This window comes from Vibrio sp. 10N.261.55.F4, from assembly GCF_041470465.1.
Taxonomy (GTDB): domain Bacteria; phylum Pseudomonadota; class Gammaproteobacteria; order Enterobacterales; family Vibrionaceae; genus Vibrio; species Vibrio crassostreae_C.
Genome location: NZ_JBFRMM010000024.1, coordinates 112915 through 132541, shown reverse-complemented (window position 1 = coordinate 132541; position 19627 = coordinate 112915). Strand labels below are relative to the sequence as shown.

Sequence of the window (19627 nt, the reverse complement as noted above, 5' to 3'; positions counted from 1 at the left end):
GTAATAAGTTACTAAGTAAAAACAAAAACGCCGAACATAAGTTCGGCGTTTGAAATGTATCTAATACAGCTTTGAGCTCAAGCTATTTTCAACTCATGCTATACGCTGAATGATGCGCCACAACCACATGTTGTTGTAGCGTTCGGGTTGTTCACAAAGAAGCGTGCGCCTTCTAGGCCTTCAGTGTAATCAACCATGCCGCCCATTAGGTATTGTAGGCTCATTGGATCAACAACCAGCGTTACACCGCTGTTTACAATTGTAGTGTCGCCATCATTTACTTTTTCATCAAATGTGAAGCCGTATTGGAAACCGCTACAACCACCACCTGTAATGTATACACGCAGTTTTAGTTCTGGGTTTTCTTCTTCAGCAATTAGCGTTTGTACGCGGGTAGCTGCTGCATCAGAAAAAGACAATGGGATATTTACTTCGCTCACGACAACCTCTCTTACCTGTGTCAAAAACAACATGATACAAATCTAATTCGAGACCATAGTTGTTGAGTATTTTCTTATATTCCGGTGATTATCTAATACCTGACTGAAACGTTCAAGTATTCACCACAGGATCGGTCCTTTTACTGCTGTAAACTCACCAATATCTAACAATTAAAACGTGTAACCACACAAAACAACCAGATTCGGGTGATTATCTGGGCGAAAGCATTCCTAGTTGGATTAGGGATAGGTACAATGCGTGCCAATTGGTCCGACAGTCAAAAGAGGATATATCAATGACCAAATCAGCAGAGCTGTACGAAAAAGCACAGCAAACTATTCCTGGTGGCGTAAACTCTCCAGTTCGTGCATTCAATGGCGTAGGTGGTTCTCCAATCTTCGTTGAACGCGCTGATGGCCCACTTATTTTTGATGCTGATGGTAAAGCGTATATCGATTACGTTGGCTCTTGGGGGCCAATGATCCTTGGTCACAACCACGCTGTTATTCGTGATGCTGTGATTGCAGCAGCTCAACGCGGCCTTAGCTTCGGTGCTCCAACCGAAACTGAAATCAAAATGGCTGAACTTGTATCTGAGATGGTTCCATCAATGGAACAGCTACGTATGGTGAGCTCAGGTACAGAAGCAACAATGAGCGCGATTCGTCTAGCTCGTGGCTTCACTGGTCGTGACAAAATTCTTAAGTTTGAAGGCTGCTACCACGGCCACGCAGACAGCCTACTTGTAAAAGCTGGTTCTGGCGCACTGACTTTAGGTCAACCAAGCTCTCCAGGCGTACCGGCTGATTTTGCGAAACTAACGCTAACAGCAACCTTCAACAATCTAGATTCAGTACGTGAAATCTTCGCAGCAAACAAAGGCGAGATCGCTTGTATCATCGTTGAGCCAGTAGCGGGTAACATGAACTGTATCCCTCCTGTAGAAGGCTTCCACGAAGGTCTACGTGAAATCTGTGATCAAGAAGGTGCATTGCTAATCTTTGATGAAGTAATGACAGGTTTCCGCGTTGCTGAAGGTTGTGCTCAGGCTTACTACAACATCAAGCCAGACCTAACGTGTCTTGGTAAAGTGATTGGCGGCGGCATGCCTGTCGGTGCTTTCGGTGGTCGTAAAGACGTGATGCAATACATCGCACCAACTGGCCCTGTTTACCAAGCGGGTACGCTTTCAGGTAACCCTGTTGCAATGGCTGCTGGCTACGCATGTTTGAACCTTCTACGAGAAGAAGGCAACGAAAAGCGTCTAGCTTCAAAAACTAAGCAGTTGGCAAAAGGCTTCAAGCAACTTGCTGACAAGCACGGCATCCCGATGCTAGTTCATCAAGTTGGCGGTATGTTTGGTTTCTTCTTCACTGACCAAGAAACTGTGACGTGCTACGAAGATGTAACTAAGTGTGATGTAGAACGCTTCAAGCGCTTCTTCCACCTAATGTTAGATCACGGTGTTTACCTTGCACCTTCAGCATTCGAAGCAAGCTTTACTTCTCTTGCTCATGGTTCAAAAGAACTTGATGCAACACTAGAAGCTGCTGACCGCTCTCTTGCGATCATTGCTGCTGAAAGCAAATAATCGAAAGCACTTTATAAGTCGCTAACCGATTGAATTTAGGGCTGCATTAAATGCAGCCCTTTTTTATATATCGCGCTCACCAGCCACAAATATGACAGCTTATTTAGCCGTCGACTAAGGCTAAAGCTGAACCAAAAGCATTAACGTTCCCAGAAAAGGAAAACCAACAACATCAAGGTACCAAGGAACATTCTGAACCAAGGGATCTCTTTTTTTGTTTGCTGTTCTTCGTCTTGGCATTTCTTATCTTTATTACAGCATCCCATTATCAAAACTCCTCATTGCTAACTCTCTGTTTTGCAGCCATTATAAACTCAGAACGCAAATATAGAGACCATTACCGTGTCAGAAAAACTCAAAATCAATTCCAGCCACTGGGTGATCATCATTGCCCTACTCGCGGCGGCTTATGCTTGTTACTTGCTTATCGAGCCATACGTTAACTCTATCGTGATGGCCTTTATCATTTCACTATTGATGTTCCCAATCCATGAGTGGCTTGAAAAAAAGCTCCCGAATAAAGAAAACATCGTCTCTCTGCTGTCTTGTATCATACTGACCTTCATTATTGTTATCCCTTTATTGGCAGTATTCGCAGCAATTGTTCAGCAAGGTTCTCTGTTCTCTCAGAATACTTACCAATGGGTGACCCACGGTGGCATTCAGACTCTGTTTGCTCATCCGTTAGTGGTCAAAGCGCTGTCATTTGTGAATAACTACCTGCCTTTCGACAACATTGAGCCCCAAGCCATCGCACAAAAAGTCGGTGAGTTTGCGACCAGCTTTGGTTCTAAGCTAGTTGGTATCAGTGCCAAAATCTTAGGTGACGCAACCAATTTCTTGATGGATTTCTTCTTGATGCTGTTCGTTTTGTTCTTCTTATTAAGAGATCATGACAAAATCATCAGTGCGGTTCGTCATATTCTGCCGCTGTCTCGTAGCCAAGAAGACAAACTTCTAACAGAGATAGAACAAGTATCTAAATCAGCAGTAATGGGCTCATTCTTAACCGCAATAGCGCAAGGTTTTGCCGGCGGTTTAGGTATGTGGATTGCCGGTTTCCCAGGTCTATTTTGGGGTACTATGATGGGCTTTGCCTCTTTCATCCCAGTTGTGGGTACCGCATTAATCTGGATTCCAGCAGCAACCTACTTGTTCCTAACTGGTGATACCACGTGGGCGATTTTCCTAACGGTTTACTGTGTAGCGATTGTTGGTTCAATTGATAACCTTCTGCGTCCGCTGCTAATGCAAGGCAGTGCAGGCATGAATACCCTGATGATCTTCTTCTCACTATTGGGTGGTATTCAACTGTTTGGCCTAATTGGTCTTATCTACGGACCATTGATTTTTGCGATTACCATTGTCCTATTCAACATCTACGATGAAGAGTTTAAGGACTTTTTAAACCAGCAAGACAAGAGTTAACGAACTTGACGTCAACTTGATTGGCGAACCCGTATTAAACACTTCAAGCTTTGGGCGGATTATGCGAAAATCCGCCCTCATTTTTTGCTAACGATTCAACAGAGTGTCCTATGTCAGCTTATATTGCACCAAGCCAGATTGCTCAACGCCAACTCGCCTACTTTGAAGGCAAACATGTTTTAGTTGCCGGTGAGGCAGAAGACTTGTTCCCTGTTGAGTTAGCGAAGCATTGTGAATCTGTCTCTGTGTTTACTTCTAATTACAGCTACTACCGTCAATTAGAAGGCTACAACACCATCCAACGTTTTTATGGTGCGGAGTTTACCGAAGAGACTAAAGCCGACTTAGTGATGTTGTACTGGCCAAAAGCCAAAGCGGAAGCGGAATTTTTGTTGGCGATGCTATTTGCCAAGCTAGGCAAAGATACCGAGATCGTCGTGGTTGGTGAAAACCGTTCAGGCGTGAAAAGCATCGAGAAGATGTTTGCTCCTTACGGCAAAGTTGTTAAATACGATTCAGCGCGTCGTTGCTCTTTCTACTGGGGTCAATGCTTCGAGCAACCACAAGCGTTCAACCTGCAAGACTGGTTTAAGACCTACACGGTTAACATTGGTGAGCAATCACTTACGGTAAAAAGCCTTCCTGGCGTCTTCAGTCACGGTCAATTCGATGTCGGTAGCCAACTTCTGTTAGATACTCTGCCAAAACTAAAAGGCAAGGTACTGGATTTTGGCTGTGGTGCAGGCGTATTGGGCGCGGTGATGGCATCTCGTAACCCAGATATCGAGCTAGAAATGTGCGACATCAGTGCATTTGCCGTGGCATCAAGCCAAGCAACGCTAGAAGCGAATGGTTTAACGGGTAAAGTCTTCGCATCCGATGTCTATTCTGATACTGCAGAAGACTATCAGTTCATCATCAGTAACCCACCATTCCATTCAGGTTTAGACACTAGCTACAGCGCGACTGAGACCTTACTTTCTCAGGCTCCTAAGCATTTGAAGCGTTCTGGTGAGATGATTATTGTTGCGAATAGTTTCTTAAAATACATTCCAATTATTGAACAAGCGTTTGGAAAATGCGCGACTCTAAATAAGACCACTAAATTCGCGATCTATCACGCAAACAAATAACCTCTCTAGCACAGCGCAGGGTCATGATCTGCGCTGTCTGTTCATATTTTTGTCAAAACTCTATAAAAATGAGCTTTTGCACACGCTTTAAATACCACTTACTTGTCAAAGTAAAAAAACTCGTTAATTTCGTTAAATTGGAACCCGTTAATTCTATTCTCTGTACTTGTTTTCGCCCCTTTTAGCAGTACATCAAAGGAAAGTAGTACCCAATTTATGTTTAGATTCTATCGTAAGCAGAAGTTTAAGCGCCTTCAAAATACCCTAATGCTGGCATTTCTTGTCCTCAGTATTACCCCTGTGACACTTATCGCGATATTTTTCCTCCAATCGCACAGTCAGGATCTCCAGGAACAAAGCACCTCACACCTTGTTTCGGTTCGTGATACTAAGCAGCAGCAAATTGTCGATTACCTACAAGCTCAAGAATCCCAAGTGATGGGCTTTGTTCGCTCAGAATTGGCCAATGCCAGTGGCGGGCGATTTTATGGTTTGATCAATGCATTTCAACGATTGGGGTTAGATATTGACGAGGCACGCAGTAATGCACAGCAGCGCTATATTCAAGGCTCTGGCGATCAAATCAAAACGTCGATCCTCCCTGAATCCAGCAGCTTTATTGGCAGCGAGCGTTATCGCCTGCTCCACAAGCGCTACCATAATGCTTACCTAGAACTGCTTAAACGCTCTGATTTTGACGATATTCTCTTAGTTGATATCAACGGTAACGTCGCTTATTCCGTCTTTAAAAATGACGATTACGGCACCAATCTGCTGACAGGAAAATACAAGGACTCCAACCTAGGTATTACCTTTCAACGACTAGCCAAAGACGTAACCGACCGACGCAAATCTAACGAAGATTACACGCCGGTTATCGTTTCTGACTTTAAAGACGAGAATGGCAAACAGACCGCATGGCTAGGCGCACCTATCGTTCAACAAGGCTACCTACACAGTTACGCGATGTTTAGGCTACCAATCAACGGCATTACTAAGTTGATTGCGGATCTCAACAAGAGTTCGAATATTCAAACGCTGCTTGTAGGTGATGATCACCTGCCGCGTAGCCTTGCTCATTCACAAGAATCTATCAACTTGAGCCTTGATGTTGTCGATAAAGCATTGGCTGGCGAAACAGCGGTTGGCACCTTCGACAACACCCTAGATCAAGCGATCATCGCGGCATATACGCCAATTGAACTGAAATACGCAACATGGGCTCTTGTCGTAGAGCTGCCAGAGAAAGAGGCGTTTGCCCGTATTCATCAGTTAGAAAAGATCTTCGTGATCGTGATGCTAACGGCGATCATTCTGGTAGTCGTTGCATCGCACTATCTGTCTAACTTCATCACATCCCCACTGCTTAAACTGACGTGGGCTGCCGAAAAAGTATCGGCGGGTGATCTCGATGAAACCATGATCAATACCGAGCGCAAAGATGAGATAGGCCGACTCGCGGTGAGCTTCGAAAGAATGCAGCGATCTATTCGTGAAAAAATGCAGCTCATCAAAAGCCAAAACGATGAGCTTGAGGACAACCTTAAGACCATTCAAAAGCAAAACGAAGAGTTACAACTGGCAAATAAACTCAAAGATGAGTTCTTAGCGACTACTTCACATGAATTGAGAACACCACTGCATGGCATGGTGGGTATCGCTGAAGCGTTGATATCTGGAGCTAACGGCCCTATTCCTGCTAATCAGAAATATCAGTTGGATATCATCATCAATAGCGGTCAGAGATTGGCGACCTTGGTTGATGATCTGCTTGATTATCACAAGATGCGCTATGGCAGCTTAGATATTAAGAAATCAGCCGTTGATTTGTCGGCAGCCACCAGCTTGGTCCTAGAGTTGTCTCATCACCTATTGGGCAATAAGCCAATCCGTATTATTAACCAAGTCCCAAGTGATTTAGGTCTGGTTTCATCGGATCCTCAACGACTTGAGCAAGTGATGTATAACTTGGTCGGCAATGCCATCAAGTACACCTCAGAAGGTAAAATTGTTATCTCTGCCAGCGTTATCGATGACAACATTCGTGTACAAGTTGTCGATACTGGCCAAGGTATACCGGCCGAGTACCTTGAGCACATCTTTGAGCCATTGATTCAAGCAGGCCAAGATGCGAGTAACTACCGCCAAGGTGCAGGGCTTGGATTATCGATCAGTCGTCAGTTGATCGAGCTAATGGGCGGTTCACTGTACGTTAGTAGCCAACCAATGCTCGGCACTACGTTTAGCTTTACCCTGCCCCTAGCTACTCAAGATGAGTTAGACAGTTACAACGAATCAGGTCACTACTCGCACTTCCAAGCGCCTGATTTAATTGATAACAGCCAACAAGAAAATAGTGTTATCAGTGAAAACCCAGATGGCCCGTTATTGGTTATCGCCGATGATGAGCCGGTTAACCTGCGAGTATTAGACAGCTTCTTGAAGTTAGAAGGTTATCGAGTACGTACTGCATGTGATGGCCCTGAAACCATTGAACTGATTGAGAAAGAGAAGCCAGAGCTGCTTCTACTCGACATCATGATGCCAGGAATGAGCGGCTATCAGGTTTGTGAAGCACTGCGTAAGCAATACGATCATGCTCAGTTGCCAATCATCATGCTAACGGCACTCAACCAAGCAGAAGACCGTGTTCGAGGTTTCGAAGCTGGCGCCAATGACTACTTGTCTAAACCGTTCAACAAACAAGAACTAGCGGCTCGAATTACAGCACATCTATCAGCAAGCAAAGCTGAACAAAGACGCCTTGAAAACGACCAACTGCAACTCGAGCTCAAACATAGAGCGATGGTTGAGGCTAACTTGTTAGAAACTCAAGGCCGCTTATTAGAGCAACTAGAATCGGCACCTGAAGCCATCATCTGTATTCGTGACGACCAACGTATTCGCTTTGCTAACGAAGCTGCGGCGAAGCTATTCAGACGCGGACAAGAACAACTTAAACGCTCAATGGCCGACGAGATCATTGCGCCTAAATACCTTAAGGTAGAACAAGCCCACTACTGCGGTGATATTGATATCTATATAGACGATACACGTCAGCGCATACCAAGTGACATCCTTAAGCTGCCTGAAGGCTCAGGGCTCGACACCATGTATATCTTCAATGTAGGTGGTGGTGTTAACTCAAACCGAATCAATAACCTTGAAACGGCGGTTGAAGCTCTCTCTAGTTATGCCTTTGAAGGCGACAAAGATAAGTTGCAACAGTTGAAGGAGCTTGGCGGAGAATTTACTCGTCTTGCTGACAAGGCAACCGGTGAAGGTAAAAACAAGCAAGAGTTAATGCGCGAGGTACTGGTCGATGCGATGACTAATGCCATCATCTACTGGGAATCGGTGACTGGTGAAACCAAGTTCGCTTTCGCCGAGAAGAGTGGCTTGTGGCGCGTCTACTTAGACCGCAGTACGCTGCAAACTCGAACGCTAGACAAATACCTACGCGTAGAAACCCTACCGAAAACCCCTCGCTGGCGAACGGTACTGAGCTCAATCGAATTCATACTGGAACACTGTAAAGAACAGACGCCAGAAAGAACCCATATTGAGATGCTAAGAGATAAACTTCAGAAACTACTGACCAGTTAATCCCTGAACCAACATCACGATACTTTGAATAATGGAGCCCACCTAGCGTGGGCTTTTTTGTACGCCTAATAATCACAAAAAGTAGAATCCCAACGCTTGCAACGCACTTTTTTTACGCCTTTAAACAAGGGGAAATTCACGCTAATTACTCACAGTGCGTGCTGGTAACCGTCAGTACTTTTCGTTCTATTCTCAATCATATCTGACCGTTATCTGACTCTTTGTTGCAGTTTGAGAAGCGAGTCACAACAGAACGGCAGATTTAATTTTCTAGGGAAATTTAACGTAAAACTGGCAAGTGACCGAGATCTACAATTATACCAACGTAGGGTAAGGCATTATAATAAAAAGCCTTTAAAGTTAGTGGCCACTTACAACCTGCAAGAACCTCAAAACCAAATGCGAGTCACATCACTTTAACAATTGCGTACGAAAAACCACCAAAGCAACCTATTTTGACGTTAATGACGTGGGGTTGTGTGTTTTTAACATTTTTGACGGGAAACGAGTTTGATTAATTCATCGATAAGGTGTTTTCTTACTCCTGCCAAAGGCCTACAGGCCACTCTTACCACTTCTCAGAATCAACGATGAATCTGGAGCAACGAAGAAGAGGTAGGCCTTTAACCAGAGTGTGTATCTACTAAACAATTTAGCGACAGATAACATTCAATCCATTAGTGAAATGAAAGCAAATAGTAAGGAACAGCTATGCTTGCCAATATAAAAAAAACAGCAATAGCAACAGCAATTATTGCAACTGCTACAACAGGTTTTGCATCAGTAGCAACCGCTGCAGAACGCAGTGAACTGACCGTTCACCCGAAAGAGTACACTACATTCGTACGTAACTTTAACCCGTACCTTGGTGCTACTAACCTACATACTACAACTGACTTCATGTATGAGCCGCTAGTAGTATTTAACGAAATGCACGGTAACACTCCAGTGTTCCGTCTAGCTGAAAACTTCAAGATGTCAGATGATCTGATGAGCGTTGTTTTCGACATTCGTAAGGGTGTTAAATGGTCAGACGGAGAAACTTTCTCTGCTGATGATGTTGTTTTTTCTTTCAACCTTGTAAAAGAGAAGCCAGAGCTTGACCAATCTGGTATCAACTCTTGGGTAACTTCTGTAGAAAAACTGAACGACAACCAAGTTAAGTTCACACTAACAGAAGCAAACTCAAACGTACCTTACGAGATTGCTAAAGTACCTGTAGTACCTAAGCACATCTGGAAAGACGTTAAAGATCCATCAACGTTTACCAATGAGAACCCGGTAGGTTCTGGTCCATTTACAGAAATCGATACGTTTACAGCGCAGCTATACATCCAGTGTGCAAACCCGAACTACTGGGATGCAGACAACCTAGATGTTGACTGTCTACGTGTTCCACAAATTGCGAACAACGACCAATTCCTAGGTAAAGTTGTAAACAGTGAAATGGACTGGACGTCTTCTTTCGTTCCAGATATCGATCGTACATACGCAGCAGCTAGCCCTAAACACCACTACTGGTACCCGCCAGCAGGTACACAGGCATTCATCGTTAACTTCAAGCACCCTGATGCTGCGAAGCATGAAGCATTGAGCAACGTTGACTTCCGTCGTGCTTTCTCTATGGCTCTTGACCGTCAAACTATCATCGACATCGCATTCTACGGTGGCGGTACTGTAAACGATTTCGCATCGGGTCTTGGCTACGCGTTTGAAGCTTGGTCTGATGAAAAAACTCATGACAAGTATAAAGGCTTCAACACTTACAACGCTGAAGGCGCGAAGAAGCTTCTTGCTGACGCTGGCTTCAAAGATGTAAACAAAGATGGTTTTGTTGACACTCCATCAGGCAAGTCTTTCGAACTAATGATTCAATCGCCAAACGGCTGGACTGACTTCAACAACACAGTTCAACTAGCGGTAGAACAGCTAAACGAAATCGGTATTAAAGCAAAAGCTCGTACACCTGACTTCTCTGTTTACAACCAAGCAATGCTTGAAGGTACATACGACGTAGCATACACAAACTACTTCCACGGTGCGGATCCATACACGTACTGGAACAGTGCTTACAACTCATCACTACAATCTGGTGATGGTATGCCTCGTTTCGCAATGCACTTCTACAAAAACGACAAGCTAGATGGTCTTCTAAACAGCTTCTACAAAACAGCTGATAAGAACGAGCAGCTAGACATTGCACACGGTATCCAGCAAATCATCGCTGCAGACCAAGTGACAATCCCTGTGATGTCTGGTGCTTACATGTACCAATACAACACAACTCGCTTCACTGGTTGGTGGAACGAAGAAAATCCAAAAGGCCGTCCAAACATTTGGGCTGGTATTCCAGAGCGTCTACTTCATGTACTGGACCTAAAACCAGTTAAATAAGTAATCGTTCAATCCTTGCGGCGTAACCTCTTACGCCGCTTATAAAAATCCCCACACTCTCAATTGAAAGTATGGCGCTAGTCGTCAGGGGATTTTTCGTTCCAAATTTCGCTAGGAGCGACCTGAATCCAGAAACAGGGAAACAATCTGGGTGAGTAAGGTGTGAGTTATGGGTTATTTTTTAAGACGTTTGTCATTTTATTTTGTCGCGCTATTAGTTGCTGCGACGTTAAACTTTATTATTCCAAGAGCAATGCCTGGTGACCCAGTTACCATGATGTTTGCGAACGCTTCTGTACAAGTTACTCCAGAGCGTATTGCTGCAATGAAAGAACTATTAGGCTTCGTTGATGGTGGCTACTTAGTTCAATACGTGGCGTACATGAAGAACATTCTTAGCTGGGAACTTGGTACATCAATTCAATTCTACCCACTTTCTGTAAACACACTGTTGGGTGGAGCATTCGGTTGGTCGCTTTTCTTAGCCGGCACCGCAGTTATTCTTTCTTTCTCGATTGGTTCAATCCTAGGTATTTTCGCAGCGTGGAAACGCGGCAGTAAGTACGATGCCTTCGTAACGCCAGGGATGCTGATTCTACAAGCCGTTCCTCAAGTTGTTATCGCGATGATTGCACTATTTACCTTTGCAATTGGCTTGAAGTGGTTCCCAACAGGGTATGCCTACACCGCTGGTACTATACCTGATTGGACAAGCTGGGCATTCATTAAAGATGTCGCTTACCACGCCTTCTTACCACTGTTCTGTGCTTCTGTTGTTCAAATTGGTGGCTTCCTAGTAAACATGCGTAACAACATGATCAACCTACTAGCCGAAGACTACATCACCATGGCGAAAGGCAAAGGCCTGAGCGAAAACCGAGTGGTATTCAACTACGCAGCTCGTAACGCGATGCTACCTAGTGTGACAGCCCTTTCAATGTCGCTAGGTATGGCAATCGGTGGTCAGTTAATTATCGAAATCATCTTTAACTACCCGGGTCTTGGCAGCGTACTTTTCAACGCAATTAACGCTCGTGACTACCAAGTACTGCAAGGTCAGCTGCTTATCATGACGCTATTCATGCTGTTCTTTAACCTAGTTGCAGACATGCTTTACGTTGTTCTTGACCCTCGTCTTCGTAAGGGTGGTAAATAATCATGAAAGACTTTCTAAAACTCATTTGGCGTAACCCGATGGCCCTAACAGGCGTCATCATCCTAAGTATTTTTATTCTTGGCGCGATTGCAGCTCCATTAATCACCAAACATGTACCAGACAAGCGTACAGGTAACCCACACGAATATCCTGGTTTCGTGGTGAAGTCTGCACAAACTAACCCTGATGGCTGGGTTGCTCAAAATCTAGCAGACGACCGTCGTACATTGATCATGTCTAAAAAGGCAGACCACGTACTAGGTACAACTCGTATGGGTCGTGACGTTTGGTCTCAAGTGGTATACGGCGCACGCGTATCTCTTGCTGTAGGTTTTGGTGCGGGTCTAACCGTATGTTTACTCGCAACTGTTATTGGTGTTTCTGCAGGTTACTTCGGTGGCCGTGTCGATGACGTTCTAACAGCCGCAATGAACATCATGTTGGTAATCCCTCAATACCCATTACTGTTCGTAGTAGCAGCCTTTATCGGTGAGGCAGGGCCACTCACCATAACCTTGGTTATCGGCTTTATGTCTTGGGCTTGGGGTGCCCGTGTTGTTCGCTCCCAAACCTTAGCACTGCGTGAAAAAGAGTTTGTAAAAGCCGCTGAAGTTTTGGGTGAATCTTCATTCCGCATCATCTTCGTAGAGATTCTGCCAAACCTTATCTCTATCGTTGGCGCAAGCTTCATCGGTTCGGTGATGTACGCAATCATGATGGAAGCAACCATCTCGTTCCTAGGTCTTGGTGACCCGAACACAATCAGCTGGGGCATCATGCTTTACAACGTTCAAACCTCTTCATCAATGCTGATTGGCGCTTGGTGGGAACTGCTGGCTCCTTGTATCGCACTGACACTACTTGTAACTGGCCTTGCTCTACTTAACTTCGCGGTCGATGAAATTGCTAACCCGCAACTGCGTTCTCACAAAGGCATGAAGCGTTGGAAGAAACTAGCAGCTCAAGACAAAGAAGAACGTGAACCAGAACTACCACCACAAAATGCACTTTGGAGCGGAGATAAATAATCATGTCTGAACCACTAATTTCTATCCGCAACTTATGCGTGGATTACATCACAGAGTCTGGCGATGTTCGTGCGTGTAACAACGTAAGTTTCGACATCGCTCCAGGTGAAGTCTTCGGCCTAGCTGGTGAATCTGGCTGTGGTAAATCAACGGTCGCTTTCTCTCTTATGCGTCTTCATAAGCCGCCCGCTTACATCAGTGGTGGTGAGGTTATCTTCAACGGTGAGAACATCCTTGAATACAGTGATGACCGTATGCAGTCGTTCCGTTGGAGTGAGATGTCGATGGTATTCCAGAGCGCGATGAACGCACTCAACCCAGTACTACCGATGGAAGAGCAGTTCTGTGACGTAATCATGCGTCACACCAACATGACTCGCGAGCAAGCTAAGCAGCGTGCTGAAGGTCTACTTGAAATCGTCGATATTCACCCGAGCCGATTGAGTGACTATCCTCACCAATTCTCTGGCGGCATGCGTCAGCGCTTGGTTATTGCTATCGCGTTAGCACTGAATCCAAAGCTGATCATTATGGATGAGCCGACAACCGCACTTGATGTGGTTGTGCAACGCGAAATCCTACAAAAGATCTATGCACTAAAAGAAGAATTTGGCTTCTCAATTCTGTTCATCACCCATGACTTGTCATTGATGGTCGAGTTCTCTGACCGCATCGGCATCATGTACTCAGGTGAGCTAATCGAAGTGGCTAACTCTCAAGATATTCTAGAAAACCCTTACCACCCTTACACCAAAGGGCTGGGAAGTTCTTTCCCTCCACTGACAGGGCCAAAGACAAAGTTAGCAGGTATTCCGGGTAACCCTCTGAACCTGTTAGAGATCCCTGAAGGGTGTCGTTTCCAAGCTCGTTGTGACCGTGTACATGAAAAGTGTACCAAGGTGCCAACCAAGCTGCGTTCTATCGACCCGGGACATTTGTCTAACTGCCACCTGTACGGTGACCCAATAGTACAAAGGAAGCTATAGCTTGCGTGAATAACGAACAAGGCGGCTCGACCGCCTAAAAACAAGCAAAGCGAATAAGGATTCTGGAGACAATTATGAGCAAAGATTTCGGTCAATTATTGGTAGAAGGCAAGAATGTCGTAAAAGACTTCCCAATAAGCAGTACCACCATTCAAACCCCAATGATGCGTGCGATTAACGACGTGTCATTCAAGATGTACAAAAGCCGTGGCCTAGCAGTGGTTGGTGAGTCTGGTTCAGGCAAATCAACAACCGCAAAAATGATCGCAAAAATGTACGCACCTTCAGGCGGCACGATCGAATACAAAGGTCGTGATATCCAAGAGATCTCAAGCAGAAAAGATCTTATGCACTACCGTGAAGGCGTGCAGATGGTATGGCAAGACCCGTTTGGTTCATTGAACCCAACACACAATATCTTCCACCACATTGCTCGACCACTGTTGATCCACAAGAAGGTAACCCCGGGCAATAAGAGAGAACTAGAAGAACGTGTTTACGATCTTTTAGAGCAAGTGGGCCTGATCCCACCAAAAGAGACGGCGAAGAAGTACCCTCACCAACTGTCTGGCGGCCAACGTCAACGTGTCAACCTAGCCCGCAACATCGCGGTAGGTGCCGAAGTTGTACTAGCCGATGAGCCAACTTCAATGCTTGATGTATCGATTCGTGCCGGTGTTTTGAACCTGATGGAAGAGATGAAGTTCGAGAAGCAAATGTCTCTGCTTTACATCACTCACGATATCGCAACCGCTCGTTACATCGCTGAAGACCTTTCGGTGATGTACGTGGGACACATGGTGGAATGGGGCGATACCGATGACGTGATTGCTAACCCTCAGCACCCATACACCCAATTGCTTGTTTCGGCCGTTCCAGATCCTAAGAAGTCGATCCACGAGCAACTTGCAGGCAACAAAGGTGAGATTCCTCTGTGGACACCAGTATCAGCAGGCTGCCCATTTGCAGGCCGATGTACTCACGCAATGGATAAGTGCAAAGAGCAGCTACCAGGGGTTACGCAGCTCGCTGATAACCACTTTGTGCGCTGTTACCTACACGAAAGCTAAGCAATAAAACCCAAGTTAGGGTCTTCGGACCCTAACTATTTATATCCAAAACATTCAAGTACCTAGCCAATAGAAACTAGGACTGTCGGAGAATATTGATGCTGTTATTGACCAACCATATTGGCTATGAGTCCACAGGCCCGAAGCAAGCTATCCTACAAACTAAGAAAGCTCGCCTATCAAGCACTACGGCTCTACTCGTCTGTGCTGACAACCATATGACTGTCGGAAATTTTGATGTGGTTAAACAAGGCCGCGTAGCAAATTGGCATCAAGGGCAATTCTTCACTATTGATTTCAGTTCAGTCACTGAATCTGGTCGCTACTACCTACGTTTTGACAACCTGCGTTCAGAAGTATTTGAGATTGGTAGCAACCTATTAATGAACCACACGTTTTCTGATGTGCTTCATTACTTTAAGTCACAACGCTGTGGCGGGATTTTCGACAAAAAAGATCGACAAGCACAAATTCTAGGTACCGACCGATACGTCGATGTCCACGGTGGATGGTATGACGCATCAGGTGATGTCAGTAAATATTTTAGCCACCTGTCTTATGGTAACTACCTAAACCCACAACAAATTCCGATGGTCGTTTGGAACATGCTAAAAAGCGTACGCTTGACTAGCCATAACCCAGACTTCCCGAAATTCTCCATGACTCGTCTAACGGAAGAGGCTCTGTTCGGTGCCGACTTCTTAGTGCGTATGCAAGACGCTGACGGATACTTCTATATGACGGTATTCGACAAATGGAGCAAAGATATCAACCAACGCGATATCTGCGCTTATGCGACTCAAGAAGGTCATAAATCAACGGACTTACAAGCGGGCTACCGACAAGGTGCAGGTGTTGCTATCGCAGCATTAGCCGCAGCTTCTGAGCTTGAAATCTCTGGCAGCTACTCGAGCCACGCATACCTTGAAATGGCGGTTAAGGGTTACTGGCATCTAAAAGAGTACAACCTCCAGTATCTAAACGATGGTGAAGAGAACATCATCGATGAGTATTGCGCCCTACTCGCAGCCAATGAGCTGTATCGCGTAACACAAGACCAGCAATACCTATCAGAAGCAAGAACTTGGGCGACTCGTTTAATCTCTCGTCAGCAATCCGATGATTCATTTGAGCACTTCTGGTCGGCAAACTCTGATGGCTCTCGTCCATACTTTCACGCAGCTGAAGCCGGTCTTCCTGTGATTGCACTATGTGAATACATCGACAATGAAACCGATGCTGAATTAAAAGAACAGGCGCGCACAGTTGTTGAACAAGCTTGTCAGTTCGAAATCAACATCACCGACAAAGTCACCAACCCATTTGGCTATCCAAGACAATACGTTAAATCTGTCGATGGTGATAAACGTGATGCCTTCTTCGTCGCTCAACAGAACGAAACCGGTTACTGGTGGCAAGGCGAGAACGCACGCCTTGGCTCACTCGCAACCATGGCTTACCTAGTTCAACCGCACATTAAAGATAGCGAACTTCAAGAGCGCTTAATCCAGCTTTCACAAAATAGCCTTGATTGGATCTTGGGCCTCAACCCATACCACATGTGCATGCTCGATGGTCATGGCCATAACAACCCAGACTACCTACCTAAGCTTGGGTTCTTCAATGCGAAAGGCGGTATCTGTAATGGCATCACAGCTGGTTTTGAAGATGAACAAGACATTGCGTTCAATCCACCAGCACAAAAAGATGACATGCTTCAAAACTGGCGCTGGGGTGAGCAATGGATCCCTCATGGTGCGTGGTTCTTATTAGCAACCGCTGCACAGTTCAACTTCTTAGCTCAGCGTAAGGAGCAATAATCATGACTCTTTACTACGTCGGTATTGATGGTGGTGGTACTTCTTGTCGTGCTCGTATTCGTGACGCTCAAGGCAAACTGATTGGTGAAGCGAAAAGTGGCAGTGGCAACATCCTTTTGGGTGTTGATGTTGCGATGAGCTCAATTATTGATGCCATCACAAAAGCGGCACAACAAGGGCAACTCAACTCAGACCATTTTTCAAATATGCATGTTGGCCTAGCGCTGGCTGGCGCTGAGCAAAAATCAGCATGGTTCGACTTCATGGCTCAACCACACCCTTTCGCAAGCATGACACTAAATACCGACGCTTATGGCGCTTGCATTGGTGCTCACAATGGCCAAGACGGCGCAATCATGATCGGTGGTACGGGTTCTTGCGGTATCTTCCTAAAAGACGGTGAGCAACATGTGGTTGGCGGTCGTGAATTTCCGATTTCAGATCAAGGCGGCGGCGCAGTCATGGGCTTACGTTTGATTCAACAAGTCTTGCTTGCAGAAGACGGTATTCGCAACAAAACCCCGCTGACTCTACATGTGATGAATCACTTTAATAATGATGTGGATGCCATTGTCGAATGGTCAAAAGGTGCTATTCCAAAGGATTACGGTCAATTCTCACCAGTTATTTTTCAACTCGCTAACGAAGGTGACGAACTGGCTATCGATATGCTCAAGCAAACCGCGGCTGATATCGAAATGTTTGTCTTAGCACTGCATCGAAAAGGCGCTGACAAGGTGTGCTTAATGGGAAGTATCGCTGAGCGTATTCTCAACTGGCTATCACCACCAGTACAACAATGGATCGTTAAACCTCAATTCGACGCTATTGAAGGCGCATTGATGTTTGCCGGAAAACCACAACACAACTTGTATCAACAGGCTTAGCAGGGAAGTTATATGAATTATCGCATCGACTTAGCTGTTCTTTCTGAACAAAAAAATAACTGCCGATTTGGCCTTACGGTACATAACTTAAGTGACCTCGACGTAAAAGATTGGTCTCTGCACTTTGCATTTGATCGTTTCATCCTTCCAGAGAGTTTATCGCAAGGAGAGCTGACTCAAGTTGGCAGCTTTTGCTCATTCACACCAAGTTCGTCAGTGTTAAAGGCCAACAACCATTACTACCTTGAATTCAGTATTCAAAGCGCACCATTCCGCTTCTATTCTGATGGCCTTAACGATGCCTTTATCCAGTCACATAATGATGGAGAAACATCGGTACTGCATGTCGCGATATCACCCATAGTACTGGCTTCGCCATACCGTGAACGCAATCAAATACCTGAAGTTAACGCTGCTGAGATTGCATTGATTCCTCAGCCTAATCAGATCGAATTTCAGCAAGGTAGTTTCGCGCTAAGTAACTTCGCGCTAAATAACGACTGCAGAATTGAGGTTCAATCTCATCTTGCTGATAAGGCAGTCTCTTGGTTCCAGCAAGAGTTGCTCTCGACCTTTGAGCTGTGTCTTTCGACCGCGCTTTCAGCTGAACTTTCAAAAGACGAAAGCGGCAACATTCTATTTCGCAGCAACCCGACGTTAGATGAAGCCGAATACAAACTGACCATCACTGCACAACAGATTATTGCTGAATCAGGCAGCCAGTCGGGCTTTACACACGCTGTGGCAAGCTTGATTCAACTAGTTCAACAACTGGACGCAGAGAACTTCTCTCTACCATGTTGCAAGATAGCCGACCAACCGCGCTTTAAGTACCGCGGCATGATGTTGGACTGCGCTCGTCACTTCCACTCAGTAGAGCAAGTGAAGCGTTTAATCAATCAACTGGCGCACTACAAGTTCAACGTATTTCATTGGCACCTAACTGACGATGAAGGTTGGAGAATTGAGATAAAGAGCCTGCCACAGCTAACAGAAATTGGCGCTTGGCGTGGCCCTGATCATGCACTAGAGCCGCAATATACCCACATTGCGGAAAACTACGGCGGCTTCTACACGCAACAACAAATTCGTGAAGTCATTGAATATGCAGAGCAACGCAGCATCACGGTGATCCCAGAGATCGATATTCCGGGACACTGCCGTGCCGCAATCAAATCACTGCCTGACATGCTGGTAGAGCAAGCGGATACCACTCAATACAAGAGCATTCAGCACTACAACGACAATGTACTAAACCCAGGTTTGCCCGGTACTTACCAATTTCTAGATGCAGTTATTGAAGAAGTCGCAGAGCTATTCCCGAGCGAATTGATTCACATGGGTGCAGACGAAGTGCCACCCGGTGTGTGGACCAACAGCCCTGCTGCTCAAGCATTGATGAAAGAACACCAGTACCAAGACAGCAAAGACCTACAAGGCCACCTATTCCGCTATGCCGAAAACAAGCTTAAGCAACTCGGCAAACGCATGGTCGGCTGGGAAGAAGCACAGCACGGCGACAAAGTGAGTAAAGAGACCATCATCTACTCATGGCTCAGTGAAGAAGCGGCTGTCAATTGCGCTCGCCAAGGCTTTGATGTGGTGTTGCAACCTGCACAGTTTACCTATCTCGACATGACCCAAGATTATGCACCGGAAGAACCGGGCGTAGATTGGGCTGCCGTTATCCCATTAGAACAAGCTTATACCTACGAAGCACTTGCTGAGGTATCCGACACCGACCCAATTCGTAAGCGGATCCGCGGAATTCAGTGTGCTCTATGGTGTGAGATCGTCACCAACCAAAAGCGTATGGATTACATGGTATTCCCAAGAATTAGCGCTTTAGCTGAAGGATGTTGGACACATAAAAACAACCGAAACTGGCTAGATTACCTATCTCGCCTAAAGGGGCATCTGCCATTACTCGACAAACTCAATGTTGATTATCGCAACCCTTGGAAAGCTCAATAAAACAAACCAAAGCGACACTCATATCGAGTGGTTGCTGACTCAAATTAAGGTGCTCAGTTAGATACGACTCAGCATCACTATTTAAAAATTAGCTGCATAGATGCAGTTTGTTA

General features: G+C 45.5%; 14 protein-coding genes. 12 read left to right on the top strand and 2 right to left on the bottom strand.

The window, feature by feature from the left end:
- Window positions 1-98: 98 nt before the first annotated feature.
- Complete coding sequence (gene erpA / locus AB4249_RS13425; RefSeq protein WP_004734539.1) at window positions 99-440, bottom strand: iron-sulfur cluster insertion protein ErpA; 342 nt, start codon at window positions 438-440, stop codon at window positions 99-101.
- 296 nt (window positions 441-736) lie between these two features.
- Between erpA and hemL the strand changes: the two genes are divergently transcribed.
- The gene (gene hemL, locus AB4249_RS13420) at window positions 737-2032 is read left to right on the top strand and encodes a glutamate-1-semialdehyde 2,1-aminomutase (protein WP_010436060.1); all 1296 of its coding nucleotides are present in this window, start codon (window positions 737-739) and stop codon (window positions 2030-2032) included.
- A 140-nt stretch (window positions 2033-2172) separates the two neighbouring features.
- On the opposite strand, the gene AB4249_RS13415 is transcribed toward hemL, so the two are convergent.
- Window positions 2173-2298: a hypothetical protein gene (locus AB4249_RS13415; RefSeq protein ID WP_004734537.1), complete on the bottom strand. Its 126-nt coding sequence runs from the start codon at window positions 2296-2298 to the stop codon at window positions 2173-2175.
- Between the two features lie 76 nt (window positions 2299-2374).
- Between AB4249_RS13415 and AB4249_RS13410 the strand changes: the two genes are divergently transcribed.
- The 11 genes from AB4249_RS13410 to AB4249_RS13360 all read left to right on the top strand — a co-directional run bounded on the left by AB4249_RS13410 (window position 2375) and on the right by AB4249_RS13360 (window position 19514).
- Complete coding sequence (locus AB4249_RS13410) at window positions 2375-3460, top strand: AI-2E family transporter (protein ID WP_372103558.1); 1086 nt, start codon at window positions 2375-2377, stop codon at window positions 3458-3460.
- A gap of 110 nt (window positions 3461-3570) precedes the next feature.
- Entirely contained in the window at window positions 3571-4593 is a 1023-nt protein-coding gene (gene rsmC / locus AB4249_RS13405) for a 16S rRNA (guanine(1207)-N(2))-methyltransferase RsmC (RefSeq protein WP_017066801.1), read from the top strand.
- Window positions 4594-4809: 216 nt separating this feature from the next.
- Window positions 4810-8199 (top strand): response regulator, encoded by a 3390-nt coding sequence (locus tag AB4249_RS13400; protein ID WP_017063266.1) that lies wholly within the window; start codon window positions 4810-4812, stop codon window positions 8197-8199.
- A 711-nt stretch (window positions 8200-8910) separates the two neighbouring features.
- Window positions 8911-10593 carry an ABC transporter substrate-binding protein gene (locus tag AB4249_RS13395; RefSeq protein WP_017056650.1) on the top strand — a complete coding sequence of 561 codons (1683 nt, stop codon included), beginning with the start codon at window positions 8911-8913 and terminating at the stop codon, window positions 10591-10593.
- Between the two features lie 169 nt (window positions 10594-10762).
- Complete coding sequence (locus AB4249_RS13390) at window positions 10763-11749, top strand: ABC transporter permease (RefSeq protein ID WP_017059409.1); 987 nt, start codon at window positions 10763-10765, stop codon at window positions 11747-11749.
- Between the two features lie 2 nt (window positions 11750-11751).
- Window positions 11752-12777 (top strand): ABC transporter permease, encoded by a 1026-nt coding sequence (locus tag AB4249_RS13385; protein WP_017056648.1) that lies wholly within the window; start codon window positions 11752-11754, stop codon window positions 12775-12777.
- A gap of 2 nt (window positions 12778-12779) precedes the next feature.
- A complete protein-coding gene (locus AB4249_RS13380; RefSeq protein WP_017063265.1) occupies window positions 12780-13763 on the top strand; it encodes an ABC transporter ATP-binding protein in 984 nt (327 codons plus the stop codon).
- A 74-nt stretch (window positions 13764-13837) separates the two neighbouring features.
- The gene (locus AB4249_RS13375) at window positions 13838-14833 is read left to right on the top strand and encodes an ABC transporter ATP-binding protein (protein WP_017063264.1); all 996 of its coding nucleotides are present in this window, start codon (window positions 13838-13840) and stop codon (window positions 14831-14833) included.
- Window positions 14834-14931: 98 nt separating this feature from the next.
- A complete protein-coding gene (locus AB4249_RS13370; RefSeq protein ID WP_372103556.1) occupies window positions 14932-16653 on the top strand; it encodes a glycoside hydrolase family 9 protein in 1722 nt (573 codons plus the stop codon).
- Between the two features lie 2 nt (window positions 16654-16655).
- Window positions 16656-17540, top strand: a complete 885-nt coding sequence (locus AB4249_RS13365) for an N-acetylglucosamine kinase (RefSeq protein ID WP_102331935.1) — start codon at window positions 16656-16658, stop codon at window positions 17538-17540.
- A 12-nt stretch (window positions 17541-17552) separates the two neighbouring features.
- On the top strand, window positions 17553-19514 hold the full coding sequence (locus AB4249_RS13360; protein WP_372103553.1) for a beta-N-acetylhexosaminidase: 1962 nt from the start codon (window positions 17553-17555) through the stop codon (window positions 19512-19514).
- Window positions 19515-19627 lie beyond the last annotated feature (113 nt).